The sequence below is a fragment of the Rothia sp. P5764 genome (assembly GCF_048512965.1).
GTDB lineage: Bacteria > Actinomycetota > Actinomycetes > Actinomycetales > Micrococcaceae > Rothia.
Genome location: NZ_JBLXXQ010000002.1, coordinates 295,359 through 321,297, shown reverse-complemented (window position 1 = coordinate 321,297; position 25,939 = coordinate 295,359). Strand labels below are relative to the sequence as shown.

Here is a 25,939-nt window from a genome sequence, read left to right as displayed (position 1 = left end):
CTTGCTCGAGATGGGCAGTAGACTAGAGAAGGTGACGACTACGCCCGATTACACCACCGATTCTTTTGAGCTACCCGGCGTACCCGACGCTTTCCAGCGCCTGTGGACGCCCCACCGCCGTGCCTACGTCAAAGGCGGTCAGAAGGACTACACCGAACACACCTGCCCCTTTTGTGAAGCACCGGGCCGCAGTGATGATCAGTCACTGATAGTACACAGGGGTCAGCACGCTTTCGTCATTCTAAACCTTTACCCCTACAACCCCGGGCATCTGCTGGTGTGCCCCTACCGTCACATTCCTAACTACGATGACGCCACACCCCAGGAAACCGCTGAAATTGCGGCGCTGACCCAGCAGGCTATGGGCCTATTGCGGTCGGTCAGTAATGCCGCTGGCTTCAACATTGGTATGAACCAGGGTAAGGTCGGCGGGGCCGGTGTTGCCGATCATCTGCACCAGCATCTTGTTCCCCGCTGGAGCGGTGACACTAATTTTCTGCCGATTGTTGCCGGCACTAAAACTGTTACCCAAACCCTGGATGAGATTCGTACCTTGCTGGCCGATCACTGGGCTCAATCAAGGCACTAAATGCACTGTACTGTGCGACAAAAATCGTGCTAAAAGTCTAGAAGAGGCGCGGTTCGCTACTTTCCTTGTGAATGAGCCCGCCCACTCTGGCACAGGCTTTGTTTGAGAGCGTGGCGGTATTGACTAAGAAGGTTTCTTCCGGGTTGCCGGTGTGGGCTGTTAGGAATTTGCCGGTACCGCCGGTGACGTAGAAGCCGTGCTCACCCTCGGTCAGTGAGGGGTAAGCGTACAGCGGTTCGGGGTTTTCTGCCCGTAAAGAGGCATAAGCCCGCCCCATAGCCAGTGAAGGCACCCAAGGCTCAGCCAGCGGCTGGAACCCGCTGATAGTGTCAGCGGCATCTTCAAGTGCCCAGGTGGCGGTCTCGACTGCCATATAGTGGGCTGACTTAATCTCTGCGGGGGTCAGCGGGTTCACCCAGGAACGGTACTTGGTGGAGGCGTGTTTAAACTGGCTCAGGTTAGCGTCCCGGGACACGAAATCTTCTAGCTGGCGCACAATGATGCCGGTCTGCGCGCGGGCAATAATCGTGGCTGTAGCGACCGCTTGATCGTCCAGACGGCGCGGATTGGAGTGGAGCGAAGCGGTACCGACCTTTGAGGTGGCATCGGGAAAGGTCGCAATATAGAGAAAATGCTCTAGGTTAACGTAATCTAACGCTGCCGGGGTCATCTGCGCCCCTAAATGCACCCGGTGGATGGGGGCAAACTCGTCGCGGGCCAGGCAAGTGGGGCACTGCTTACCTTTTGGCACCAGGGCGGAGCTGGGGCAGGGCAGGTGAGTAAAACCAGGTCCATCAGTCTTGGCTTGGGCATAACCGGTGCAGTAGGTTCCCGCAGATTCTTCCCCGGGCTGTAGAACCCGAACCCCTAGGAAGGCACCCGGGGTGATAGGTAGGGTATGAACCTGCCCCGCTGGCTTACCGGCTTGGAGAGGTTCAACTGTCAGAACCGGGGCGCGCTCCCGCCAGGTGATATCTCGCCACACAAAATCGTGCCCCATAAGAACATCATCGAGAAGACCGTACACCGAAAAGCCCCTTTTCCCTTGCCTGCTTGCTGAGTTACCAGGTTATCTTATGCCCCGAGTAGTGGAGGCAGGCCCTGGCGGAGCTGGTGAGCGGCCTTGGAAACATCGGAGTTCTGGGTGAGGGCGCGAACCACGACGATCCGGCTGGCTCCTGCCTGTACCACCTGCGGCAGGCTTTCCTGGTTGATAGAGCCAATAGCAAACCAGGGTTTGCGCGGTTGCTGGGTGGCGATGTAGCTGATGTAGTCTAGGCCAGCGGCCGGACGGCCGGGCTTGGTGGGAGTTTCCCAGACCGGGCCGCAGGCGAAGTAGTCAACCTCGGGGTGACTCAAAGCTGCTAGACCCTGGGCCGGTGTGTGCGTTGATAGGCCCAAGAGCACATCGGGGCCTAGCAAACTACGGGCCTGATTGGGTGTCAGATCGGTCTGGCCCATATGGAAAATATCTGCCCCTACCAGTGCGGCAATATCGGCCCGGTCATTGACTGCAAAAAGCTTGCCTGCCCGGTGGGCAATCTCTTTTAGTAGCGCGAGTGCTTCAAGTTCTTCATTGACCGGCAGGGTCTTATCACGCAGCTGGATAATATCCACGCCCCCGTCAAAAGCCTTGGTCAAAAATTCTGTGAGGTCCCCCTGCTCGGTGCGCGCATCAGTGCACAGGTAGAGCTGAGCCGCGGCCAGTAATTCAAGGCCTTGAGCGCGCGTATATGACGGCTCTGTGACGTTAACAAAATTCTTTTGGGGCATTTTTACCTCCCGAGTCACGTATCTATTTTTTTCAGACACTGTTACTTCCTATACTAGGGGCAGAACATACGGGAGCGTGCGGCACCTGTGCCCAAAGCGCGCTGAGAGGGCGAAAGCCGACCGTCAACTTGATGCGGGTCATGCCGCCGGAAGGATCTGTTCACCATGTCCAGTACCCTGCTCAACTGCCAGAAGGAACCAGGGATAGGTTCTTCGGGGCAAGACCCTGAAGCGACACCACCCGAGCAGGCCGACATCGTCCTTATCGGTGGGGGAGTCATCGGGCTCAGTACAGCCTGGCATTTGCTCCAGGCCGGACGGCAACCCATTGTGTTAGACCCGCACCCGGGTAGCGGTGCCTCCTTTGCCGCCGCCGGAATGCTCGCTTCTATCTCAGAAGTGCAGTACCGCCAAGAGGCCCTGCTCCCGCTGATGCGTACCTCCGCCCAGCTCTACCCCGAATTTGTCGCTAGGTTAGAGGCCACTAGCGGCCAGAGCGTCGGGTGGAGGCCCACCGAAACCCTTGTGCTGGCCTTTGACCGGGCCGATGCCCAGCACCTGACTGAACTTGCCACCTACCAGCAAGAACTGGGGCTCACACCAGAGCCCATCGGAGCCCGAGCTGCTCGCCGCCGTGAACCCGTCCTCAGCCCCTCGCTAGCCGGAGCCGTTGCCATAGCCCAAGACCACCAGATAGACCCACGCCGCCTGATGCGTGCCCTTGACCAAGAGCTTGCGGGAAGGGTTATTCGTGCAAGTGCGCAGGGCATCATCCTAGAAGACGGTACGGTTACCGGTGTGAGCTGGGCTGATGCCGATGGGGACCAAGGGAGCATGGCCAGCACCCAAGTGGTAGTTGCCAACGGGCTTGCCGCAACCCAACTGCACGGCCCGGACTCGCTAGAAAGTCTGCCGCTGAGGCCCGTCCACGGCGATATTCTGCGCCTAACGGTCCCGCCCCACCAACGGCCCTTCCTCACCCGGACCATCCGAGGGGTTGTCCGGGGCAACCCCGTCTACCTGGTTCCGCGCAAGGACAACACCCTGGTCCTAGGAGCCACCATGCGAGAAGACCAGCAAACCGGACTGAGCGCAGGGGGGATCTACCAGCTCCTGCGCGACGCCCACGAACTCGTGCCCGCCCTGAGCGAACTCGAAATACACGAGGCCACAGCGCGCGCCCGACCGGGAACCCCCGATGACATCCCCCTCATCGGCCAGCTCACCCACCGGGGCCAGCCAATCACCGGCGCTCTGCTAGCCACCGGCTTCTTCCGCCACGGAATCCTCCTGGCCCCCTGGGCCGCCCAGCTCATCACCCGCCAGCTCACCGGCCAGACCACAGAACAAGACCTGGCAGACCTAGCTACCTGCAACCCCTACAGGTTCGCTCAACCCGATACTCTCTAACCCTGACACTCTGCTAAACCCGCCCCTGCCCTCAAACCGAAAGGCACACCCGTGAACATCCTGCTCAACGGCCAACCCACCACCCTCCCCGAAACAGCAACCGTGCTCACCGCCGTCGAACACCTCCACGGCAGCTCACTAGCCCAAGAAGACACCCGCCGAGGAATCGCCATAGCCCGCAACCAAACCGTCATACCCCGAAGCACCTGGCAAGACACACCGCTAGCCGAGGGCGACACACTCGAAGTCATCACCGCAGTCCAAGGAGGCTAGTACCATGACCGGCATCAAGGACCAGCTCATCATCGACGGAGTAAGACTCAACTCCCGGCTCATCATGGGAACAGGCGGAATCACCTCCCTGACCAACCTGGAAGAAGCCCTCACCGCATCGGGTACCGAACTCACCACCGTAGCCCTACGCCGCTACACACCCACCACCAGCGAATCACTCTTCTCCATCATCCAACGCAAGGGCATCAAAATCCTGCCCAACACAGCCGGTTGCTACACCGCCAGAGACGCCACCCTCACCGCAGAACTCGGCAGAGAAGCACTTGAAACCAACTGGGTCAAACTCGAAGTCATAGCCGACGAAACCACCCTGCTCCCCGACACCCTCGAACTACTCGAGGCCACCGAACAGCTCGCCTCACGCGGCTTCACCGTCTTCGCCTACACCAACGATGACCCCATCGTGGCACGCCAACTCGAACGCGCCGGCGCAAGCGCCATCATGCCCCTAGGCGCACCCATCGGCACTGGCCTAGGAATCCTCAACCCCCACAACATCCAAATGATCGCAGAGCAGACCGAGCTACCCGTCATCCTCGATGCCGGAATCGGCACAGCCTCAGAATCCGCGCTCGCCATGGAACTCGGATGCAGCGCCGTCCTGCTGGCCTCAGCAGTCACCCGCGCCCAAGACCCAGTCGCCATGGCACAGGCCATGCGCCACGCCGTCCAAGCCGGCTACCTGGCACGGCAGGCCGGCCGCATCCCCAAACGACACCACGCCCAAGCCTCATCACCCATGCAAGGGCGCATCTTACAGGGCATCCCCACCGCCCAGGACCTCACCCACCAGAGCTAAAGGCAGAGCATGAGTCAAGAACTACCACCCCTAGCACCGCTGGTTGAACCCCTCCCGCACCTGAGCGAACTCCAAACCCGCATCGGTGCACGGCACACCAGCCTGCCCGGCATCGGAGAAACCGGCCAAGGCCGCCTCGCCGCCGCCCGCGTCCTGATCATCGGAGCAGGAGGGCTCGGCTCACCACTGGCCCTCTACCTCGCCGCCGCAGGAATAGGCCACCTGGACATCATCGACGGAGACACCATCGAAGAATCCAACCTCCAACGCCAAATCATCCACCGCTGGCAAAACGCCGGAAAAAACAAAGCCATATCCGCCGTCGAACAAGTCCAAGCCCTCAACCCCTCCATCAAGGCCACAGCCCACCCCTTCTACCTCACACCCCACAACATCGAAAACCTGCTCGCCTCCTACGACCTCATCATCGACGGCTCAGACAACTTCGCCACCCGCTACCTGGTAGCTGACACCTGCGAAATACTCGGCAAACCCCTCATCTGGGGCACCCTCTCCCAATACACAGCCCAAGCCACCGTCTTCTGGTCCGCACCCCGCTACCTCAACAGCCACCCAAGACAAGGCTGGAGCCTGCGCGACCTCTACCCCGACATGCCCCACCCCCAATCCGTCCCCACCTGCGCCGCAGGCGGAGTACTCGGATCCCTCTGCGGAACAGTCGGCTCCATCATGGCCACCGAAGCCATCAAACTCATCACCGGCCTACCCCAACCACTACTGGGCACACTCTGGCTCTTCGACGCACGAACAGCAACCACCAGAACCCTGACCATCACCCCCGACCCCAACCGCCAACCCACCCGAAACCTCAAGACGGCGCTCGCAGAGATTCAGCGCTATTCGAGTGAGCAGGATAGCCAGCAGGTACCCTCCATCAGCTACGAGGACCTGCGGCTGAACCGGGAGCGTTACCAGCTACTTGATGTTCGCAGTCCGGACGAACGCCGGGGCGGCCACTACGAACACGATCAGCATCTGCCTCTTGACCAGCTTCTAGCAGAGCTGAGCAAGGGCAGCACACTGGGCGAACTTATGGACAACCCCTCAGAGCTGCCGCTTGTGGTTTACTGTGCCGCCGGTAGCCGGTCAGCTCGTGCGGTCCAAGCTATTCTCGCTAGCACCCCGAACCAAAAGATCTACTCACTGACCGGGGGCTGGAAACCTTTCTAAAACCAGCAGGAAAGGCGGTGGGCGTGGGCCTGGCTGGCTAGCGTGGAGCAAACCAGTAAGATAGAGAGCATGTCACGACCTGTAGTACGCCTTGTTGGCCAAGGCATTCGTTATGCAACTAAGTTACGCGGGGGCGGTTCAGCTTTCCCCGGCCTGGTCATGGAAAAGCTCCACCCAAATTTTGTGGCCCAAGAACTCGCTAAACTTCCGCACGGCGTCGTTGTTGTCTCGGGCACCAACGGCAAAACCACCACCACCAAGATGGTGGTCCAACTGCTAGAGTCTCAGGGTCTAAAAGTTTTCACCAACCGGACCGGGTCTAACTTTGTGCGCGGTGTTGCTGCGGCCCTGCTAGGTGAGATGAGCCTGACCGGCAAGCTTGATGCCGACATCGCTGTTCTTGAACTTGATGAGGCTCACGCCGTTCACTTTGTGCGCATGGTCAAGCCCCGCTACTCGCTCTTGCTGAATGTTCTGCGCGACCAGCTTGACCGCTTTGGTGAAATCGATACCACCCGCCGCATGCTGTCCAGCGTTGCGGGCGCTACCACCGGCACTGTAGTTCTCAACCGCGAAGACCCGCGCATTCTCTCCCTAGCAGAGAACCTGCTTGAAGGCACCAAGACCAGCTACTTCGGTCTTTCCGATAAGCTCCGTGTGCTCTTCCCCTCAGATGATCAGATGCGTCTTGGCCCGGACGGTAAGGCTCAGGTGGTTAGCCGGCCTCAAAGGCCCGCAGCCGCGGTCACTCTCAAAGACTTTAAGGGTACCCAGGCAACCTTTGACCTTGACGGTCAGGAAGTGCAGGGCACCATCAACCTCTACGGTGTCTACAACATCTTTAACGCTGCCGCCGCTATAGCGCTGACCCGCGCAGTGATGGGGGAGAAGCTCAAGACCGATCAGCTACTGGCTGAGCTTGAACATATCACCCCTGCCTTTGGTCGCGGTGAAACCCTGACCGTTAAGGGCCAAACCCTCCAGCTTCTACTGGTCAAGAACCCCAGCGGCTTCCGCCTATCACTGGCCTCGGCCGACGCCCGGGACTACTCAACCATGATCACCATTAACGATGCCTACGCCGATGGGCGCGATGTGTCCTGGCTCTGGGACGTCGACTTCCACTCACTGATAAATGGTGGGGTCAGCATGGTTTCAGGCGTGCGAGCCTACGATATGGCCCTGCGCCTTGAACATGACGAGGTTCCTGTAGAAGCTGTTAACGAAGACCTGGAGCAGGCACTGGCTACCTTCATTACTCGGTCCCAGGGCCGCCCCATGCGCATCTTCTGCACTTACACCGCCATGCTGGCGATCCGAAAAGAACTAGCCAAGATTACCGATGTGGAGGCCATTTCATGAGCCAGCTCCAGAACCAGCCCGGCCACGAAGCCTCTGCTGATCTAGCAAGTGAAAAACACCTGAAGATTGTTCAGCTCTACCCGCGTGACATGAACATCTACGGTGACTGGGGTAATACTCTGTCTCTGTCTCGGCGTGCCAAGGCCCACGGTTTCTCCGTTGAAGTTGTGGACTACAATCCCGGTGACCCGTTCCCTAAGGACGGCGACATCTTCCTAGGTGGTGGCGGGCAGGACTCAGGCCAGTCCCGTATCCAGGACGATTTGCTGGCCCGTGCTGAGACTCTGCGCCAGCTCGCGGCTGATGGCACCCCCATGCTGGTCATTTGTGGGCTCTATCAGCTTTTCGGTCAAGACTTTAAAACTGTCAGCGGTCAGAGGCTACAGGGTATCGGTGTCTTCGATGCTCACACCGTGGGCAGTGAGGAACGCCTGATCGGAAATATTGTCGAGGAATCAGCTGAGTTCGGAACCCTTGTTGGCTTTGAGAATCACTCGGGTCTGACCTACCTGAACGGTGATACCAAACCACTGGCTACCGTTACCAAGGGAGACGGCAACAACAAGTCCGATACAGGGGAGGGCGCTCGTGTCCATAACGTAGTGGGAACCTATCTGCACGGCTCCCTCCTGCCTAAGAACCCCGCTATCTCGGATTTCTTAATCAAGCAGGCCGCGCTCAAAAAATACGGTGAATTCGTACCGGTAGACATTGACGACAGCCTGATTGAGCAGGCTCGAGCCTCCGCGATTGCTCGCCCTCGTTAAGGGCTCGGGGGCTAAACCGGGACCCGAAGACAGGGCCCATGCTGAGGGTTCTGCGAAGCAGAGCCGAAATCGCTAGAATAGAACGCGTCAAAAGGTGCCCGCATAGCCGGGAACTTCAAAAGCACAAGGAGAATCATGTCAGGTCATTCCAAATGGGCCACAACCAAGCACAAGAAAGCCGCTATTGACGCCAAGCGCGCCAAGGCCTTTGCCAAGTACATCAAGGCAATTGAAGTTGCTGCGCGCATGGGTGGCCCCGACCCGGCCGGTAACCCCGCCCTTGATCTGGCTGTTTCAAAGGCTAAGAAGAACTCTGTTCCCAACGATAACGTCGAGCGCGCAATCAAGCGCGGTGCCGGCCTGACCGGTGAAGCCATTGACTACACCGAAATCATGTACGAGGCTCGCGGCCCCCAGGGCACCGCTCTCTACATTGAGTGTCTGACCGATAACCGCAACCGCGCCGCGGCAGAAGTTCGTACAGCTGTTACCCGCAACGGAGGCACCATGGCAGACTCCGGCTCTGTAGCCTTCCTCTTTGAGCGCAAGGGCGTTGTTGAAGTCGCCAAGACTGACGGCCTGACCGAGGACGACGTGCTGATGGCTGTTCTCGATGCCGGTGCTGAGGAAGTTATCGACGAGGGCGACGTTTTCACCGTTGTCTCCGAGGCAACTGACCTGCCTGCTATCCGTAAGGCTCTGGTTGATGCTGAGCTGGAATACAACAATGATGACCCCGTCTTCCGCCCCACCATGAATGTGGATCTGGACGCCGAGGGCGCCAAGAAGTTCCTTAAGCTGGCCGATGCCGTTGAAGAACTTGATGACGTTCAGAACGTCTACTCCAACGCCGATATCAACGAGGCTGTTATGGCCGAGCTGGAAGCTGAGTAAAACCTAGCAATGGTCAAGGGTGTACCAACCGGCAGGCTTGTACCTGCCAGCACCTCAACCCGGCGCCCGGAAACCGCTGTGCAGCGGGTTCCGGGCGCTGCCCGTATTTTAGGTGTGGATCCGGGCTTGACCCGGTGCGGTTTTGGCCTGATTGATATGACGGCCAACCGGCAGGCTCACTTTGTCAAGGTGGGGGTGTCCGGAACGGCCGCGGCCGAAAGTCTTGACCAGCGCATTCTTAAGATTTTTCGGGCAGCGGAAGAATGGCTCGATACCTACCAGCCCGACGCTCTGGCCATTGAACGTGTGTTTGCGCAGGAGCAAGTGAATACCGTTATCGGTACCGCTCATGCCTCTGGTGTGGTGATAGTGGCGGCTGCGGCGCGCGGGGTACCGGTGCATTTCCATACGCCCTCCGAGGTTAAGGCCGCTGTGACAGGTTCAGGCCGGGCCGACAAGGCCTCTGTGGGCAGAATGGTCACAAGAATTTTGGGCCTTGACACCATGCCCAAACCTGCCGATGCCGCCGATGCTCTAGCCCTCGCGATTTGTCACGGCTGGCGTGGGGGTAGCATTGGTTCGGGCATTAATATGGCCGCCAAAACCCAAACCCACCAGGGATCCCAGCCTGCTGCCTCCCGGCTTTCTGGGCAGCTAACGCCTGCCCAAAAGGCATGGTTAGAAGCTGAGTCGCGTGCTCGGCGCTCATAAACCCACCTTGTTTTAGTACATATATTCGAATAGACTGTTTCTATGATTAGCTCTCTCACAGGTACGGTAACCCACCTGGGCCTCGATACTGCCGTTATTGATGTCAATGGCTTTGGCATGCTTGTGCACTTAACCGCCCGAACTGCCTCCCATCTACGGCTGGGGGAGCAGGCTACCGTGCTTACCACCATGATTGTGCGCGAAGATTCTATGACTCTCTACGGTTTTGCTGAGGCCGCTGAGCGTGAGGTCTTTGACATGATGCTCTCGGTTTCGGGTATTGGCCCCCGTATTGCCTTGGCCGTGTTGGGTGTACACACTCCTGCCGAGGTTGAACGGGCTGTTGCTACCGGTGACGATAAGGCCTTTACCAGGGTGCCCGGTATCGGCCCCAAGGGGGCGCGACGTGTTGTGCTAGAGCTGGCAGGTAAGCTAATCCTCGCCGATGGTGCCAGCGATCAGCTACCCATCAACCAGGGCGTTAGCTGGAAACCCCAGGTACAAGATGCCCTGACCAGCCTGGGCTGGAATGAAAAGGATGCCGCAGCTGCTATCGAGTCCTTTATCGAACATAACCCTAAGGCCGAGACTATGGGCCTTGCCCAAGCCCTCCGCTCCGTGCTTGCTTCCCTGGGCAACCAGAGCACAACCGGCCGCTAGAATTTCTTGTTGCCTTCCCCTCGAATTTAAGAAGCCAGAAAAAGCATGAGTCAATTTCCCAACGCAGACGGGCCTGCCCCCGGAGGCCGCCTGGTCTCTATGGACGAAGAGCCAGAAGAGAAGATGATTGAGGCCGCCCTGCGCCCCAAATCACTTGATGATTTTGTGGGTCAGCACCGGGTGCGTCAACAGCTTTCGCTCGTTCTGGAAGCCTCAAAATTGCGTGGCCGCTCAGCAGACCATGTCTTGCTCTCTGGCCCTCCCGGTTTGGGTAAGACAACACTGGCTATGATTATTGCAGCCGAGATGGATGCCCCGCTCAGAATTACCAGCGGCCCGGCTATACAACATTCGGGTGATCTGGCTGCTATTCTTTCGTCCCTGACTCCCGGTGAAGTTCTCTTCTTGGATGAAATTCACCGTATGAGTAGGCCCGCTGAGGAAATGCTCTATATGGCTATGGAAGATTTTAGGGTCGATATTGTGGTGGGCAAGGGCGCTGGCGCTACCTCTATCCCGCTTGAGTTGCCGCCCTTTACCCTGGTGGGGGCTACCACGCGCGCTGGTCTACTACCCGGTCCGCTCCGTGACCGTTTTGGGTTCACCGGTCACCTTGAGTTCTACTCTGTTGCTGAGCTGGAAAGCGTTATCCGACGGTCAGCAGGGCTCATGGAGCTCAATATTTCTTCCGAGGGCTTTGCCGAAATTGCTGGCCGTTCACGCGGTACACCCCGTATCGCTAACCGTCTCTTGCGTCGAGTGCGGGACTGGGCTCTGGTTCACGGCATCCAGCGCATAGACGCTGCCGCAGCAGCTACCGCCCTCAATATGTATGAGGTCGATGAGCGTGGCCTTGACCGGCTCGATCGGGCTGTTCTGACAGCGCTGATAACCAAATTCGGTGGTGGTCCGGTGGGGCTTTCCACCCTGGCAATTGCAGTAGGTGAAGAAACCGAAACCGTGGAAACCGTTGCTGAACCCTATCTTGTGCGAGAAGGCCTCATAGGTCGGACCCCCAGGGGGCGTGTGGCACTACCGCTTGCTTGGGAACACCTGGGCCTGGAGCCTCCTGAACTTCCCTAGTGACGAAAATAGGGAGTGCTGGCCCTGTCGTTGGGTCCTAACTCAGCTTTCTGGCATAGAATAGGAATTTAGTTTCTTGACCCTATCCCAAAGATAAGAGGACACCAGTGGAAAGCGGTTCACCCCTGTTTATGTTCCTGCTCCTTGGCCTGATGATGATTATTCTTATCGTGCTTCCGGCCCGCCGAGCTAAAAAGGCTCAGCAACAGCTTAAAGAGCGGCAGGAAACCATGGTTCCCGGCACTAAGGTAATGACCAATTTCGGTCTTTTTGGCACCCTTGATTCCCTGGATCGTGAGCAAAACGTTGCTTACCTGGAAATCGCTCCCGGCACCGTCGTTAAAGTTCACCTGATGACTGTAACGACCATTGAGGAGAGCAACAAGCCCGCCGAGGAATCAGCAGCGCAAACCAAACCCACACTTGAGGGTCAGGTTGCCGATGACCCGGCCAACTAACTAATCACACTTCAAAGGTGCGCCATCTGTCCACGGTGGCGCGCCTTTTCACCTTTCAGTCACTATTTTGTAGAAAAGAAGAGGCATTCATGGCTAAGACAGCCACCGTAGCCAAGGCTAGGGGAGCACTTGCTTCCATGGCGCTTGTCTTGCTTATCGTTGCCGGTGGTATTTTCAGCACCACATCATCGGGCGGTAGCTGGTTACCTAAACTTGCACTTGATCTGTCCGGCGGCACCCAGCTTATTTTGGCACCCCAGGTTAATGACGCTGAGGGCGGTACCATTACGGCGGAACAGCTTGATCAGGCCGTTGAGATTATCCGCCAGCGTGTGGATGGTTCTGGTGTTGCTGAAGCCGAGATTACCACCCAGTCAGGGCAGAATGTTGTGGTATCCGTTCCCGGAACCCTGAGCTCGGAGACACGCAACCTGATACAGACATCAGCCCAGATGAGCTTCCGTGCGGTCATCAGCGCAGGACCAGCGGAAGCTGTTGCCGCTGATAAGGCTCTTGCAGAAGATGCCCTGCCCAAGCCCACGGCTGAACCTGCTGATGGTTCGGATACTAATTGGGTAACTTCTGAACTTTGGCGGCAGTATGAGGCTCTGGACTGCACCCTTCCGGCTCATGTTGATACTTCCACTCAGGATCCCCGGGCGGCTATTGTTGCCTGTTCTACCGATGGGACAGAGAAATATATTCTGGGTCCCATCGAAATTAACGGTACCGATATTGAGACCGCTAGCTATTCGCCGGTCACAAACTCCACCGGAATCTCGACCGGTCAATGGGGGGTAAACATTGTCTTTGACCCCGCTGCTACCGAAACTTTTAAGAACGTCACCACCCGCCTGAATGCTATTCGTGGTGCCAACCCTTCTGATGCACGGGCACGGTTCGCAATTATGCTTGACGGGCAGGTTCTGTCCTCACCTGTAACCCAGGCCGTGATCTCTGATGGTAAGCCGCAGATTACCGGTAACTTCACTGAGGAAACTGCAAAGAACCTTGCTGAACAGCTTAAATATGGGGCGCTGCCCATCAGCTTCACCATTCAGTCGGAGCAGCAGATTTCGGCTACCCTGGGTGCTGAACAACTCAAGATGGGTCTGATCGCCGGCCTGATCGGCCTGCTCTTGGTTTTTGTCTATTCGCTTTTCCAGTACCGTCTGGTTGGCCTAGTCAATATCACCTCAATCTTGGTGGCGGGTTTACTGTCCTACGGTGTTATCGTTCTGCTGGGTTACGTGATGAATTACCGCCTCTCCTTGGCAGGTGTAGCCGGTCTGATCGTATCTATTGGCCTGATGGCTGACTCTTTCATCGTTTACTTTGAGCGTATCCGCGATGAGATTCGGACGGGTCGAACGATCCCAGCGGCCATTGATCATGGCTGGCACAGGGCGAAACGGACGATTATGGCTTCTAAGGCGGTCAACCTCCTTGCCGCTGTGGTTCTCTACTTCGCGTCAGTGGGTAACGTGCGAGGCTTTGCCTTTACCCTCGGTCTTACCGCCGTTTCGGACCTGATCATCACTTTCCTCTTTATCCACCCGGTGATGGTTCTGCTGGGGCGTAAGGACTACTTTGCTAGGGGCGGGCGTTTCTCGGGCATGGACCCTGTGGCTCTGGGCTCAACTCCGCTTTACCGTGGTGCCGGACGCGTCCGTACCGTCCAGGAAAACCAAGAACGTCTCAGCCTAGCTGAGCGCAAGCGACTCGAACGCTTGGCCGCTGAAAAGCAGGAACAGGAAAACACTTCGGAAGAAGCAGAGTCACCCAAGAACGAGGAGGCCAATCGTGGCTAATGTACTGGCTCAGTTTGGCAATGATCTTCACTCAGGGCGCCGGTCGTTCGGCTTCGTAGCTCTGCGTAAGCGCTTACTGACCATAGCTCTTTTGATGACTGTAGCGGCCGCTCTCGTCCCGTTTATCCGTGGCGGTTTTAACCTGGGTATCGAGTTCCGGGGCGGTTCTGAATTTACTGTCTCCCAAACCCAGAACACCGATATTGCTGTAGGTGAGCAGGCTATCGCCCAGGCCGCCCCCGAAGCTAGTGATGTGCGCGTTACCAACATTGCCGATGGCACTATTCGAGCTCAGATGGGTGAGCTCACTGACGACGAAACTTTAGCAGTTGGCCAGGCTCTGCAAAAAGCCTACGGTGTAGGTAGTGACAAGGTGACCTCATCGTTTGTGGGCCCCACCTGGGGTGAGGGCGTTACCAGGCAGGCCCTTGTGGGTCTGGCATGGTTCATTGGACTGGTCATGGTAGGTATGGCTCTCTATTTCCGTACTTGGAAGATGTCCCTATCGGCTATTGCGGGTTTGCTCTTCACCATCATTACCTCTGTTGGCCTTTACGCTTTGATTGGGTTCGAGATCACTCCGAGTGCAATCATTGGCTTCTTGACCGTTTTGAGCTACTCGCTGTATGACACGGTAGTGGTTTTCGACAAGATTCGTGAGAATACCGCTAACCTTGATCAAGGCCAGGACACAACCTTTGGCGAGCAGCTCAACCTTGCTGTCAACCAAACTCTGGTTCGTTCTATCAATACCTCCATCGTGGGTATCCTGCCGGTGGGCTCGATTCTCTTTATCGGTGCGCTCCTTCTAGGCGCTGGTACCCTGAAGGATTTGTCCTTGGCGCTCTTTATCGGCATTATCGTCGGTACCGCCGGAACGCTCTTTGTGGCAGCCCCAGCCTACGCCGCTCTGCGGTTGCGCGAGAAGTCAGTCAAGGAGCACGATCCCTTGGTTGCCAAGGTAGGCGCTGGTGAGATTACGCAGGAAGAGGAGAATGCCCAGGCTGCAGAAGAAGTGGACCCTGTACTGATCTCTGTTCAGCACATTAATCTCAAGTAGCTCAGGGGGCAGAGCAGTAAACTTGGCTAGGGGTCGGGTAGATGTATTTCTACCCGACCCCACTGTCTTAACAGATAAAATAGTTTGACCGACTACCTACCTGCGGAACATGAGCGTCCTTGACCACATTAGGCCCAGCTTTTCAACTAAAATAGACCCACACACGCAGAATAAAGTTTTAAGGGGAGTGTTCCATATGAGCCGGTCTGAAGAAGGTAGCCAAAAGGTACCCGCAGGGCACGCTAAGAAACCTGTTCGCGGCTCCCATCGTGTGATGTCTGCCTCGGGTCGCGTTCCCACCCGTCTTGTCTTTGGGAGCGATAGAGTTCACGGCCCCGAGAATGCCCCGCGTTTCTCGCCGGTGCTTGCACCTGTAATTCGTACCGTTAAGAAAAATCACCCGGAGGAGGACCTTGAGGTACTCCAACGGGCTTTTCAGGTCGCTAACCATTACCATCGCGGGCAGAAACGTAAGAGCGGCGATCCCTATATCACTCACCCCGTTGCCGTCACCACCATTCTGGCTGAGATCGGTGCAACCGGGCCGGTACTCGTAGCAGGCTTGCTACACGATACTGTTGAGGACACCGAATATACGCACCAACAACTGACAGAGGACTTTGGCGAAGAGGTAGCCTACCTGGTTGATGGTGTCACGAAACTCGATAAGGTTTCCTACGGTGAGAACGCCCCGATTGAAACAATCCGCAAATTGGTGCTTTCCATGAGCAAGGATATTCGCGTTCTGCTCATCAAGCTGGCAGACCGGCTGCACAACGCCAGAACCTGGCGCTTTGTCTCTAGCGCATCAGCCGCCAAAAAAGCTGAAGAGACATTGCAAATCTACGCTCCCTTGGCCCATCGGCTCGGCCTGAACACCATCAAATGGGAGCTCGAAGACCTGTCTTTTGCGGCCATGAGCCCGGATATTTACAGCGAAATTGTTCGTATGGTGGGGGAGCGAACCCCCAAGCTCGAAAAATATCTGGTCCAAGCCCGTATCACTATCGAAGACCGGCTCAAGCAGGTTGGCATTGAGGCTACCGTCACAGGCCGCCCCAAGCACTACTACTCCATTCATCAGAAGATGAAGACCAAGGGCAAGAGCTTCGACGAGATTAACGATATCTTGGCCGTTCGCGTGATGGTTGAGTCTGTGGACGAGTGCTACACGGCGCTGGGGCACGTTATGTCGCTGTGGACAGCTGTGCCGGGCCGTTTCAAGGATTACATTAAGCAGCCCAAGCACAACCACTACCAGTCTCTGCATATGACGGTAAACGGTCCTGGTGATCTGCCTCTTGAAATCCAGATCCGTACCTTTAAGATGCACGAGGAGGCCGAGTACGGTGTAGCGGCCCACTGGCGTTATAAGGCCGCATCACGCGGTGAGATGATTGACGCACAGTCCCACCCCAAGGAAGCCGGGAGCAACACCGCGGCTTTCAGCATCGGTATTCTTCAAAGCATCTCCGAGATCTCTAGCTCCAACCCGGAATCTGCACAGTTCTATGAACAGCTAGCCGAGACTCTGGAAACTGACGAGATTGTTGTTCTGACTCCGAAGGGCAAGCCAATTAGCTTACCCTCAGGTTCCACCCCCGTTGATTTTGCCTATGCCATCCACACTGAGGTGGGCGACCGTACCATTGGCGCTAAGGTCAACGGTAAGCTGGTACCCTTGCACACCCAGCTTGAGACGGCCTCATCGGTGGAAATTATGACCACCAAGGACGAGAATCACCAGCCCAGTGAAGACTGGCTCAAGTTCGTCCGTACCAGCAAGGCCCGCACCAAAATCCGCCAGCACTACGCTAAGGGCCGCCGTCTGGAGGCGGTGAACCGGGGCCGGGAGCGCCTTATCCGTGCCATGCGTCAGCATGAGCTACCGCTGACGAAGATGATGACCCCGGAGCTGATGCTGCAGGTAGCCCAGGACCTACACAAGCATGACCTTGCAACCCTCTACCACTCAGTGGGCGAGGGAGAAGTCGAAACCCAGGCTGTTATTACCTCGCTGGTTGGCCTCTACTACGGTGAAGAGGAAACCCACCAGGCGGTTGAGCCGGGCAGCTTTGATACTTCACTGGTCACTGAACGTAGATCGGTTGGTGACGACAATGGTGTAGTGGTACCGGGTGCTGAGGGCATTTTGACCAAAATTGCCCGCTGTTGCACACCGGTTCCGCCCGATGAAATCATCGGTATCGTGACCCGACTCCACGGTATTTCTGTTCACCGGGTAGACTGCCCGAATGTCCTGAGCCAGCAGGATGATCCCCGACAAACGGCGGTTGAGTGGGCGGCTAATGGTAACTCGGTGTACCGCGTATCTATTCAGGTGGAGGGCATTGACCGTAAGGCTCTACTGTCTGACACTATCCGAGTTATCTCCGAGGCCGGGTGCAACATTGTAGACGCCAAGGTTCACACCAGTGATGACCGTTTTGTGGTTAACCGCTACACGGTGGAACTGGCTGATCGTTTTATGCTTGAGCATCTGCTTAACCAGATTCGTAATGTTCACGGCATTTTCAGGGCCTATCGTCTTACCGGCTCCCGCCCCGTTCAAGAGGGAAACTAGGGTTCCTGCACGGGGGCTACCTGCTCTAGGTTTGCCAGCTGGACTTGCCTGCTACTCGGGGGTAAGAGCGATTAGGCTCATCCTGCCTGCTTGTACCTCCCTTGAGGCACTGCTGGGCCAGGTGTTGGGCTCTTAGATAGCTACTGCGGCGCAGGTTTGGCTTGTCGGCCAAGGCCTTAAGGAAAAGCTGAGGGCTTACGGTGTTCTGCGGGTCCCGAAGAATAGCCCTTACCGCGTCCAGGTGCTCCACTTGGTCGTGGTAGCTGACTAGGTCTACCGCTGTGCGCAGTGGGCTAGTAACACGGATAGGCCCGATCGTTATGCAGTCATAGGGGATGACGGTGGTCTGGTGGGCAGCAAAACGGGCTCGGTAGGCCCGGGGCAGATTGCACCGGTTATCTCTGCTGTAGTCGATGTCTATGCGCCCTGACGGAAACTGGGGTGTGTACCCTAGCACCCAGGCCGCACTTAACCGTGAAAAACGGATTCGGTACAGGTAGTCTGCTGGTGCCACGGCGGCCAGGCTTTCAGCCCGGAGCGCCCGAGTGACCGGTTGGTCAGGGCTAACCCAGATATCATGATGCAGGTTGATGAGGCCTTGTTCTTGCCGATATTTCTGCCATTCCGGTGTACTTAGCCCGAGTCTTTCGGCAGTGATCAGGTAGCCGCTCTCGTCCACCGAGATCTTTGTGCTGGGTAGGCCAGGGCTAGAGCCCCGTGTGGGTAAAAACTCAGCACTGTGCGCTAAACAGTCAATCGCCGATTGGGGGCGGTTCTTACCCGGAGCCACTGGGAGGGGCAGTTCTTCAAGAATGTTGAGCCGATGTGTCATGGCACAGTTTTATCAGCTGGGAGCTGGCCCCAACAGGCGTCTACATAATTCTGTGGATAAAACAGGCAAAATCCACAGAAAAGTCCCCGTCTACAGGTGGGTAGACGGGGACCTCACGTCACATGATGCAAGGTAAAACAACCTATGCGCTTTTTAGGCACCGAACTCAGCAGATGAAGCCCTCAGAGTTTCTAGCCACTGCTTGCGAGCATCCAAAGCGGCCTGCGCCTTTTTAATATTCTGGGTGTTACCGGTTGCTTCAGCCTTGGCCAGGTCGGCTTCAAGGCCGGCAATGGTATCTTCGAGCTGGGTCAGCATGGAGTTGGCACGGGCCTGCTTCTCGGGGTCAGTCTTCTGCCACTTAGCGTTCTCAGCACGGTGAATTTCGTCCTGGATCTTACGCAGTTCCTGCTCAACACGGCGAACCGAGTTGCGGGGGACACGGCCAATCTGCTCCCAGCGATCAAGAATTCCTTGGAGGGCTTTCTTGGCAGAAGGCAGGTCGGTGACAGGAAGAATGGTGCCTGCCTCTTCCAGCAATGCTTCCTTGGCCTGCAGGTTAGCTTCAAACTCCTTATCAAGCTCAGCGTTAACCGCTGTGCGTGCATCGAAGAAGATATCCTGAGCCGCACGGAAACGGGCCCAGAGAGCATCATCTTCCTTGCGGGTACCGCGGGGAGCTGCCTTCCACTGGTCCATGAGGTCACGGTACTTAGCAGCAGTAGCGGCCCAGTCGGTGGAGGTTGAAAGTGCCTCAGCTTGAGCGATGAGAGCTTCCTTAACCCGCTTGGCCTTGGCATTGACCTCATCGAGCTGGGAGAAGTGGGCGCGGCGGCGACGGTCAAAGGTGGTGCGGGCGGCGCGGAAACGCTTCCACAGCTCATCTTCAACGCTTTTTGCCAGGTGGTGTTCACGCTGGGTCTGCTTCCAGGCATCGAACAACTCGTTCATACGGGCGTGGGAGTTCTTCCAGTGAATCTTGGAATCGTCCTGGTCAGCGATAGCTTCGGCTTCTGACACGATAGCTTCACGGGCAGCTAGAGCGGCTTCGCGGGCTTCAGCGGCTTCTACTTTTTCGGCTTCTTCGCGCTCATTAATTCTGCCAACGAGAAGGACAAGGCGTTCCTGCAGGGCGGCGTAGTCACCTACCATGTTGCGGGCAGCAACCTGCTGGCCCAGGTGGGCAGCAGCCTTCTGCAAATCAGCGGCCTTAGCTTTGCGCTCAACGCGGTCTTCAAGCAGAGCAACCTGTGCTTCAAAGTTTTCAAATTTGCGAGCAAAGTAGGCGAGTGCCTCGTCGGCTGAAGCGCCGGGTACCTGGCCAACAGCAAATTCTTCGCCATCTACGATGACGAAAACGTGACCGTCTTCATCTACGCGGCCAAACTGGCGGGCCTTTTCAAGGTCAACAGGGAGGTTAGTGTCGTCGGATTGTGTAGTCACCGCTATAACTCTTTTCGCGTCAATAGTGTGGGCTCAGCGCCCGTCAGGTAATGAAAAGCGCACCAAAGCCGGGGCGAATCGATAGGGCCGGTTGTCGCGCAGGTAAACCTGCCAAAGACAATAATCTATCGGGCACAGCTGGTGCATAGACAAGCATAGCGTGTTTAAGCGGGTTTGTGGTGATGCCTGACCCCTGACCTTGCTTCTGATCACCATTAGGCACGAGCTAGCGGTGATCCACTCTGTGATTAGCTGTCCGGCGGTAGCGGCAGTTAGTATGGAATGGATTGTGCTTTTATGAGCACCTAAAGAACTAATGTACCGATATGAGGGGAGCGCATGGCTCGCAAACAATCACTTTCTGGATTCCCGGAGCACCTACCCGAGGAACGTCTAGTAGAGAACTATGTTCTCGATACCCTACGCGAGACTTTTGAGCTTCACGGTTTTTCGTCGATTGAGACCCGCTCTGTAGAGACTATCGAACAGCTCCTGCGCAAGGGAGATATCGATAAGGAGGTCTATGCCGTTTCACGTCTCTTAGACGATGAGGACCAGACCCGCTCCGGCACAAAAGAAAAGCTTGCCCTACACTTCGACCTGACCGTTCCCTTTGCTCGCTACGTGGTGGAGAACGCTGGTTACCTGAACTTCCCCTTTATGCGCTACCAGATTCAGAAAGTCTGGCGTGGTGAGCGCCCCCAGGAGGGCCGCGCGCGTGAGTTCACTCAAGCCGACGTCGACGTTGTGGGCGATGGTGCTCTACCTTTCCGCTATGACGTTGAGCTGGCTCTCGTCATTGTTGATGCGCTTTCTAAGCTCCCTATCCCAGAGTTCAAACTACGGGTCAACAACCGTAAGCTCTCCGAGGGGTTCTACCGTGGAATCGGCCTGACCGATACCGCTGGTGTTCTGCGCAATATCGACAAGCTCGAAAAGATTGGTGCCGAGGCTGTTGCCCAGCTCCTGAAAGACGAGTTGGGAGCTAGCCATGAGCAGGCCCAGGCCGCCCTCGCTCTGGCCTCTATCCGCGCCGAAGATACCGGTTTTGTGGAGCAGGTCCGTGCTCTGGGTGTAACCGATCCTCTCATGGAGGAAGGCCTTGCTGAGCTCACAGAGGTCATTGGCGAAGCGGCAAAGCGTGCCCCCGGTCGTGTTGTCGCTGACCTCTCTATTGCGCGCGGTTTGGACTACTACACCGGTACCGTCTACGAAACCGTGCTGGTGGGCCACGAACAGCTCGGATCCATCTGCTCCGGCGGGCGCTACGAGTCCTTAGCTTCAAACGGTAAGAAGACCTACCCCGGTGTGGGCCTGTCAATCGGTGTAACCCGCCTGGTTGCCCGCATTCTTTCACAGGGGTTCGCTGCCCCTAGCCGCAAGGTACCTTCGGCTGTGCTTATTGCCCTGACCAACGATCAGATGTGGTCAGATGCCCAGGACCTTGCAGATGCTCTCCGCGGACGCGGAATTGCCTGCGAGGTTTCAGCTACCGCCGCCAAATTCGGTAAGCAGATCAAATACGCTCAAAAGCGGGGAATCCCCTTTGTTTGGTTCACCTCTCAGGGTGAGGACGGCCAGCTCAAGCACGAGGTCAAAGACATCCGCTCCGGTGAGCAGGTAACCGCTGATCCCGCTCTGTGGACTCCCTCCCAAGAGGATCTGCGGGTGCGCGTTCTGCCCTCAGGCCAAGAGTAAAACCCGGGTCGGCTGTCTCTGCCACCGGCTCCCCTTAACCAGGGGAGCACCCCTAAGTCACATCAAGCTACCGGTGCCCACCGCACCAAAAAACGGTAAAATCGGTTTCAAACTGGCCTTACCGTGCCCCATCGAAAGGAAATCAGTGCTACGCACTCACACCCTTGGCGAACTGACCGCTAAGAACATCGGAGAAACCGTTACCCTCACAGGTTGGGTGGCCCGCCGCCGCGACCACGGCGGGGTAGCTTTCGTTGACCTGCGCGACCGCGAGGGCCTTACCCAGGTGGTCTTCCACAACGAAGCTGACTTTGAACACCTGCGCAACGAATACGTCCTGCAGGTTATGGGAGAGGTTACCCGCCGCCCCGAGGGCAACGAGAACCCCAACCTGACCAGCGGTGAAATCGAGGTCATGGTCAAGGAAACCAAGGTTCTGAACACCTCAGCGCCTTTGCCTTTCCAGATTGATGAGCATGTTGAGGTCGGTGAAGAAGCCCGCCTCAAGTACCGCTACCTTGACCTGCGCCGCCCCGAGCCTGCCCGCCTGATGCGGCTGCGCTCTGAGGCTAACCGTGCCGCTCGCGAAGTTTTGCAGGAGCAGAAGTTCACCGAGGTCGAGACCCCCACCCTGACCCGTTCAACCCCCGAAGGTGCCCGCGATTTCCTGGTTCCTGCTCGCCTTGCACCCGGCTCCTGGTATGCCCTGCCCCAGTCACCCCAGCTCTTCAAACAGCTCCTACAGGTCGGTGGTATCGAGAAGTACTACCAGCTTGCTCGTTGCTACCGCGACGAAGACTTCCGTGCTGACCGCCAGCCCGAGTTCACTCAGCTGGATATCGAGGCCTCCTTCGTTGACCAGGAAGACATCATCGACCTGGGTGAGCGCATCGTAGAAGCTGTCTGGAACCTAATTGACGTTAAGGTGCCCCGCCCTATCGAGCGCATCACCTACAAAGACGCTATGGAGAAGTACGGTTCAGATAAGCCCGACCTGCGTTTTGGCCTTGAACTGACCGAACTGACCGACTACTTCAAGGACACCACTTTCCGCGTCTTCAAGGCACCCTATGTTGGTGCTGTTGTCATGCCTGGTGGCGCCTCCCAGGCACGCCGCACCCTCGATGCCTGGCAGGAATGGGCTAAGCAGCGCGGCGCCAAGGGCCTGGCCTACGTCCTGATTCAGGAAGACGGCGAACTGACCGGCCCCGTTGCCAAGAACATCACCGAGGCTGAGCGTGCAGGCCTGGCCGAAGCTACCGGTGCCAAGCCCGGTGACTGTATCTTCTTTGCTGCTGGTGAAGCCAAGGCTTCCCGCGCCCTGCTGGGTGCCGCCCGTGTAGAAATCGGCCACCGTACCGGCCTGATTAAGGACGGCGACTGGTCTTTCGTCTGGGTTGTTGACGCACCCCTGTTTGAGTCAGCAGCGGATGCAACCGCTTCCGGTGACGTTGCCCTGGGCAACTCAGCATGGACCGCTGTGCACCACGCTTTTACCTCCCCTAAGCCTGAGTTCATCGATACCTTCGACGAGAACCCCGGTGATGCTCTGGCCTACGCCTACGACATCGTCTGCAACGGCAACGAAATTGGTGGCGGTTCAATCCGCATCCACCAGCGTGACGTGCAGGAACGTGTCTTCAAGGTCATGGGTATCTCCGAAGAAGAGGCCCAGGAGAAGTTTGGCTTCCTACTCGAGGCTTTCAGCTTTGGGGCACCCCCTATGGGCGGTATCGCTTTTGGCTGGGACCGCGTTCTCCAGTTGATTGGTGGCACCGACTCAATCCGCGACGTTATCGCCTTCCCCAAGACCGGTGGCGGCTACGACCCCCTGACTGCGGCTCCCGCTCCCATCACTGCCCAGCAGCGCAAGGAAGCCGGCGTTGACTTCAAGCCCAAGAAAGACGACGAGAAGTAGTCTTAGCCAAAAACTCACGAACGGCCCTTGTACCTGGATAGGTATAAGGGCCGGTTCTCTTTAAAGATTAGGTTTGGCCTGTATTTTGCTGGCTGTTAGGGTGAGGCCTATAAACCGTTCCATACTGCTTGCTGTCTGTGCTCTCCTTGTAGCACTCGTAGCCTGCTTTTTGCTCTTAAGCTTGCCGCCTGGAGGAGGCATCGGAGAGTCTTGGTCATTCTTGAAGCCTACGAAGAGGAACTAACCTCAGAGCACAGAGAACTAGATGCTGAGGACCGAGAACCAAGCTCAGCAGCATTAGAACCTTCAGAGCAGAACAACCCGCCAATAGTTGGCGAAAGATTGCCAACCATGGATAATAGGGACAAAGAGAGGGGAAGCTGATGACAACTATCCAGGCTCTTGTTGCACCTTAGCCCAACAGGAAGATATCAAGCGGCGGAAAGTCCATAATGACCGGGTGCTTAAAATTATTAAAGAAATCGAAGCTAACCTTAAAGAAACCAGTTCTTCACCCAAAAACGCTTTTGGGATAAATAGATTTTTTATTGGGAGCTGAGGGCAAGTAATTCTGGCCAGGTTAGCTAAAACAAGATAGGTGTGCGGGCCACTAAATCTACAAGGAGAAACCATGCGCGTAGTCCTCCAAAGGGTGAGCTCCGCATCAGTTACTGTCGAGGAGCAGACGGTAGGCGCTATCCGTCAGACTGGCCTGCTAGCCCTTGTAGGTATAACGCACAGTGACGGCCTGGGGCAGGTTCAAAAACTTGCAGAAAAAACGGCCAACCTGCGCCTGCTGGAGGGCCAACAATCGGTGCTCGATGCCGGCGCACCGGTACTCGCAGTCAGCCAATTTACTCTCTACGGCGATGCGAAGAAGGGCCGCCGCCCCTCCTGGTCGCAGGCCGCCCCACGCCCCGTGAGCCAGCCGCTATTTGATGCCTATGTCCAGGCGCTCCGCGATATGGGGCTGACCGTAGAAACCGGAACATTCGGTGCTCAGATGCAGGTCGAGCTGACCAATGACGGGCCGGTGACCCTTATTCTCGATAGCGACCACCTTTAAGACAGCACCATGGATCCATCACTCTTTTACCTTGACGATACGCAGGACAACGGCGATGACCGGTCGGTTAAACGCACCCGTGAACGTGCCCCGCTGGCTGTTCGTATGCGACCGCGAACTCTTGATGAGGTCGTGGGCCAGAAACACCTATTGAAGCCTGGCTCGCCTCTGCGGCTCCTTGCGGGTGATCAGGGTGGCCCCGCTGGCCCGTCCTCTCTCATTCTGTGGGGACCACCCGGGACAGGCAAAACAACACTTGCTAACGTAATTGCTGGTAGCGCTGGTCGAAAGTTTGTTGAGCTTTCGGCTATTACAGCAGGGGTTAAAGACGTCCGTTCGGTCATGGAGCAGGCGCTCGAAGACCGTGATTTTCGGGGGCTGACCACGGTACTCTTCCTGGATGAGATTCACCGCTTTAGCAAGGCCCAGCAGGATGCGCTGCTACCCGGTGTAGAAAACCGCTGGGTAGTTCTGGTGGCGGCAACAACCGAAAACCCATCATTTTCGGTGATCGCACCGCTTCTTTCCCGCTCGATTCTGCTCACCCTCCAAGGGCTGACAGACCACGACATTGCCCAACTTCTCAGTCGCGCCCTGACTGATCCGCGCGGCTTTGCAGGGGCTGTTTCCCTCCAAGAAGAAGCCGCCGACCACCTGGTGAAGCTAGCCGCCGGTGATGCTCGCAGAGCGCTCACCGCACTTGAGGCCGCAGCAGCTGTTGCTTTTGGGCAAGCCCATGCTGAGGGGCAGAACTACTCGGTCAATCAACCCCTGCCTATTACCCTGGAGCATGCCCAAGAAGCCCTCAACCAGTCGCTGGTACGCTACGACAAAAACGGTGACCAGCACTATGACATCACCAGTGCCTTTATCAAGTCCATCCGAGGCTCCGATGTTGATGCTGCCCTTCACTACCTTGCCCGCATGATTGATGCTGGGGAGGACCCGCGATTTATCGCCCGCCGCCTCATTGTCCACGCCAGCGAAGATATCGGCATGGCCGACCCCACCGCCTTAACCAGTGCCGTCAATGCTGCCCAGGCAGTCCAACTGGTGGGCTTGCCCGAAGCCCGTATTAACCTAGCGCAGGCAACAATCCATCTTGCCACAGCTCCCAAATCAAACGCAGTCTACCGGGCTATTGACGATGCCCTGGCCGATGTCCGTTCCGGCAAAGCCGGACTTGTCCCTCTGCACCTACGCGATGGCCATTACCAGGGAGCTGCCGCGCTGGGGCACGGTAAAGGCTATATCTACCCACACGACCAGAAAAATGCTGTAGCCCGCCAGCAATACTCACCGGATACACTCCTTGGGGCGGTCTACTACCGGCCAACTGTTTTCGGGAATGAACAAGCCATGGGCGACCGGCTCAAAAGGCTCAAAGCCTTACGGACACCGCTACCCCGTAACAGTGCCAGAGACTGAGTTGCCCGATAGAGATCTGCCGATAGCCATCGGTAAGCCCGGAAGCTATCTGTGTCAAAGAGCACTGCTTCATCTGCCGCAGGGGGCTGACAAGCTGCCGTAGCCAGC

At 57.1% G+C, this 25,939-nt stretch carries 23 protein-coding genes and 1 riboswitch; of the genes, 19 read left to right on the top strand and 4 right to left on the bottom strand.

Features of this window, described 5'->3' with window-relative positions:
- Positions 1-31 precede the first annotated feature (31 nt).
- Positions 32-589, top strand: a complete 558-nt coding sequence (locus ACN08Y_RS05110; RefSeq protein WP_419112018.1) for an HIT family protein — start codon at positions 32-34, stop codon at positions 587-589.
- Between the two features lie 37 nt (positions 590-626).
- Here the strand turns inward: ACN08Y_RS05110 and ACN08Y_RS05105 are convergent, their stop codons facing one another.
- Both ACN08Y_RS05105 and thiE read right to left on the bottom strand, forming a co-directional pair.
- Positions 627-1,616 carry a hypothetical protein gene (locus ACN08Y_RS05105; protein ID WP_419112017.1) on the bottom strand — a complete coding sequence of 330 codons (990 nt, stop codon included), beginning with the start codon at positions 1,614-1,616 and terminating at the stop codon, positions 627-629.
- A 47-nt stretch (positions 1,617-1,663) separates the two neighbouring features.
- Entirely contained in the window at positions 1,664-2,362 is a 699-nt protein-coding gene (thiE, locus tag ACN08Y_RS05100) for a thiamine phosphate synthase (RefSeq protein ID WP_419104549.1), read from the bottom strand.
- 58 nt (positions 2,363-2,420) lie between these two features.
- A riboswitch (TPP riboswitch) is annotated at positions 2,421-2,535 on the top strand.
- Here thiE and thiO point away from each other — a divergent pair.
- The 14 genes from thiO to ACN08Y_RS05030 all read left to right on the top strand — a co-directional run bounded on the left by thiO (position 2,528) and on the right by ACN08Y_RS05030 (position 17,446).
- Positions 2,528-3,772, top strand: a complete 1,245-nt coding sequence (gene thiO, locus ACN08Y_RS05095; protein WP_419112016.1) for a glycine oxidase ThiO — start codon at positions 2,528-2,530, stop codon at positions 3,770-3,772. It overlaps the preceding riboswitch by 8 nt.
- 51 nt (positions 3,773-3,823) lie before the next feature.
- Positions 3,824-4,045, top strand: a complete 222-nt coding sequence (thiS, locus tag ACN08Y_RS05090) for a sulfur carrier protein ThiS (RefSeq protein WP_419104547.1) — start codon at positions 3,824-3,826, stop codon at positions 4,043-4,045.
- A 4-nt stretch (positions 4,046-4,049) separates the two neighbouring features.
- Positions 4,050-4,865 carry a thiazole synthase gene (locus ACN08Y_RS05085; RefSeq protein WP_419112015.1) on the top strand — a complete coding sequence of 272 codons (816 nt, stop codon included), beginning with the start codon at positions 4,050-4,052 and terminating at the stop codon, positions 4,863-4,865.
- Between the two features lie 9 nt (positions 4,866-4,874).
- Positions 4,875-6,056 (top strand): ThiF family adenylyltransferase, encoded by a 1,182-nt coding sequence (locus tag ACN08Y_RS05080; protein ID WP_419112014.1) that lies wholly within the window; start codon positions 4,875-4,877, stop codon positions 6,054-6,056.
- Between the two features lie 60 nt (positions 6,057-6,116).
- The gene (locus ACN08Y_RS05075; RefSeq protein WP_419112056.1) at positions 6,117-7,418 is read left to right on the top strand and encodes a MurT ligase domain-containing protein; all 1,302 of its coding nucleotides are present in this window, start codon (positions 6,117-6,119) and stop codon (positions 7,416-7,418) included.
- A complete protein-coding gene (locus tag ACN08Y_RS05070) occupies positions 7,415-8,185 on the top strand; it encodes a type 1 glutamine amidotransferase (protein ID WP_419112013.1) in 771 nt (256 codons plus the stop codon). The genes ACN08Y_RS05075 and ACN08Y_RS05070 overlap by 4 nt, the downstream gene beginning before the upstream one ends.
- A 135-nt stretch (positions 8,186-8,320) precedes the next feature.
- Positions 8,321-9,079, top strand: a complete 759-nt coding sequence (locus ACN08Y_RS05065; protein ID WP_419099628.1) for a YebC/PmpR family DNA-binding transcriptional regulator — start codon at positions 8,321-8,323, stop codon at positions 9,077-9,079.
- Between the two features lie 9 nt (positions 9,080-9,088).
- The gene (ruvC, locus tag ACN08Y_RS05060) at positions 9,089-9,790 is read left to right on the top strand and encodes a crossover junction endodeoxyribonuclease RuvC (RefSeq protein WP_419110387.1); all 702 of its coding nucleotides are present in this window, start codon (positions 9,089-9,091) and stop codon (positions 9,788-9,790) included.
- Positions 9,791-9,832: 42 nt separating this feature from the next.
- Positions 9,833-10,450, top strand: coding sequence for a Holliday junction branch migration protein RuvA (gene ruvA, locus ACN08Y_RS05055; protein ID WP_419099630.1), 618 nt, complete (start codon positions 9,833-9,835; stop codon positions 10,448-10,450).
- Between the two features lie 45 nt (positions 10,451-10,495).
- Entirely contained in the window at positions 10,496-11,533 is a 1,038-nt protein-coding gene (gene ruvB, locus ACN08Y_RS05050; protein WP_419099631.1) for a Holliday junction branch migration DNA helicase RuvB, read from the top strand.
- 107 nt (positions 11,534-11,640) lie between these two features.
- A complete protein-coding gene (locus ACN08Y_RS05045; protein WP_419112012.1) occupies positions 11,641-11,991 on the top strand; it encodes a preprotein translocase subunit YajC in 351 nt (116 codons plus the stop codon).
- 89 nt (positions 11,992-12,080) lie between these two features.
- Positions 12,081-13,802: a protein translocase subunit SecD gene (gene secD, locus ACN08Y_RS05040; RefSeq protein ID WP_419112011.1), complete on the top strand. Its 1,722-nt coding sequence runs from the start codon at positions 12,081-12,083 to the stop codon at positions 13,800-13,802.
- Positions 13,795-14,862 carry a protein translocase subunit SecF gene (gene secF / locus ACN08Y_RS05035; RefSeq protein WP_419112010.1) on the top strand — a complete coding sequence of 356 codons (1,068 nt, stop codon included), beginning with the start codon at positions 13,795-13,797 and terminating at the stop codon, positions 14,860-14,862. Before secD ends, secF begins: the two co-directional genes overlap by 8 nt.
- Before the next feature lie 196 nt (positions 14,863-15,058).
- Positions 15,059-17,446, top strand: a complete 2,388-nt coding sequence (locus tag ACN08Y_RS05030; protein WP_419104540.1) for a RelA/SpoT family protein — start codon at positions 15,059-15,061, stop codon at positions 17,444-17,446.
- A 25-nt stretch (positions 17,447-17,471) separates the two neighbouring features.
- On the opposite strand, the gene ACN08Y_RS05025 is transcribed toward ACN08Y_RS05030, so the two are convergent.
- Positions 17,472-18,278 (bottom strand): type IV toxin-antitoxin system AbiEi family antitoxin, encoded by an 807-nt coding sequence (locus ACN08Y_RS05025; protein WP_419112009.1) that lies wholly within the window; start codon positions 18,276-18,278, stop codon positions 17,472-17,474.
- Positions 18,279-18,431: 153 nt separating this feature from the next.
- The gene (locus ACN08Y_RS05020) at positions 18,432-19,721 is read right to left on the bottom strand and encodes a DUF349 domain-containing protein (protein ID WP_419104538.1); all 1,290 of its coding nucleotides are present in this window, start codon (positions 19,719-19,721) and stop codon (positions 18,432-18,434) included.
- Positions 19,722-20,060: 339 nt separating this feature from the next.
- Between ACN08Y_RS05020 and hisS the strand changes: the two genes are divergently transcribed.
- The 4 genes from hisS (at position 20,061) to ACN08Y_RS05000 (ending at position 25,831) form a co-directional block, all read left to right on the top strand.
- Complete coding sequence (hisS, locus tag ACN08Y_RS05015; RefSeq protein ID WP_419112008.1) at positions 20,061-21,419, top strand: histidine--tRNA ligase; 1,359 nt, start codon at positions 20,061-20,063, stop codon at positions 21,417-21,419.
- A 145-nt stretch (positions 21,420-21,564) separates the two neighbouring features.
- Complete coding sequence (aspS, locus tag ACN08Y_RS05010; protein WP_419099639.1) at positions 21,565-23,337, top strand: aspartate--tRNA ligase; 1,773 nt, start codon at positions 21,565-21,567, stop codon at positions 23,335-23,337.
- Positions 23,338-23,968: 631 nt separating this feature from the next.
- A complete protein-coding gene (gene dtd, locus ACN08Y_RS05005) occupies positions 23,969-24,403 on the top strand; it encodes a D-aminoacyl-tRNA deacylase (RefSeq protein WP_419112007.1) in 435 nt (144 codons plus the stop codon).
- Positions 24,404-24,412: 9 nt separating this feature from the next.
- Positions 24,413-25,831 carry a replication-associated recombination protein A gene (locus tag ACN08Y_RS05000; protein WP_419112006.1) on the top strand — a complete coding sequence of 473 codons (1,419 nt, stop codon included), beginning with the start codon at positions 24,413-24,415 and terminating at the stop codon, positions 25,829-25,831.
- Positions 25,832-25,939 lie beyond the last annotated feature (108 nt).

Coding starts and splice junctions, on each gene's coding strand:
- ACN08Y_RS05085 (WP_419112015.1), top strand. CDS start 4,050: ATGACCGGCATCAAGGACCAGCTCATCATCGACGGAGTAAGACTCAAC.
- thiO (WP_419112016.1), top strand. CDS start 2,528: ATGTCCAGTACCCTGCTCAACTGCCAGAAGGAACCAGGGATAGGTTCT.
- ruvA (WP_419099630.1), top strand. CDS start 9,833: ATGATTAGCTCTCTCACAGGTACGGTAACCCACCTGGGCCTCGATACT.
- ACN08Y_RS05065 (WP_419099628.1), top strand. CDS start 8,321: ATGTCAGGTCATTCCAAATGGGCCACAACCAAGCACAAGAAAGCCGCT.
- ACN08Y_RS05080 (WP_419112014.1), top strand. CDS start 4,875: ATGAGTCAAGAACTACCACCCCTAGCACCGCTGGTTGAACCCCTCCCG.
- ACN08Y_RS05000 (WP_419112006.1), top strand. CDS start 24,413: ATGGATCCATCACTCTTTTACCTTGACGATACGCAGGACAACGGCGAT.
- thiE (WP_419104549.1), bottom strand. CDS start 2,362: ATGCCCCAAAAGAATTTTGTTAACGTCACAGAGCCGTCATATACGCGC.
- secD (WP_419112011.1), top strand. CDS start 12,081: ATGGCTAAGACAGCCACCGTAGCCAAGGCTAGGGGAGCACTTGCTTCC.
- hisS (WP_419112008.1), top strand. CDS start 20,061: ATGGCTCGCAAACAATCACTTTCTGGATTCCCGGAGCACCTACCCGAG.
- dtd (WP_419112007.1), top strand. CDS start 23,969: ATGCGCGTAGTCCTCCAAAGGGTGAGCTCCGCATCAGTTACTGTCGAG.
- ACN08Y_RS05025 (WP_419112009.1), bottom strand. CDS start 18,278: ATGACACATCGGCTCAACATTCTTGAAGAACTGCCCCTCCCAGTGGCT.
- ACN08Y_RS05070 (WP_419112013.1), top strand. CDS start 7,415: ATGAGCCAGCTCCAGAACCAGCCCGGCCACGAAGCCTCTGCTGATCTA.
- ruvB (WP_419099631.1), top strand. CDS start 10,496: ATGAGTCAATTTCCCAACGCAGACGGGCCTGCCCCCGGAGGCCGCCTG.
- ACN08Y_RS05030 (WP_419104540.1), top strand. CDS start 15,059: ATGAGCCGGTCTGAAGAAGGTAGCCAAAAGGTACCCGCAGGGCACGCT.
- ruvC (WP_419110387.1), top strand. CDS start 9,089: ATGGTCAAGGGTGTACCAACCGGCAGGCTTGTACCTGCCAGCACCTCA.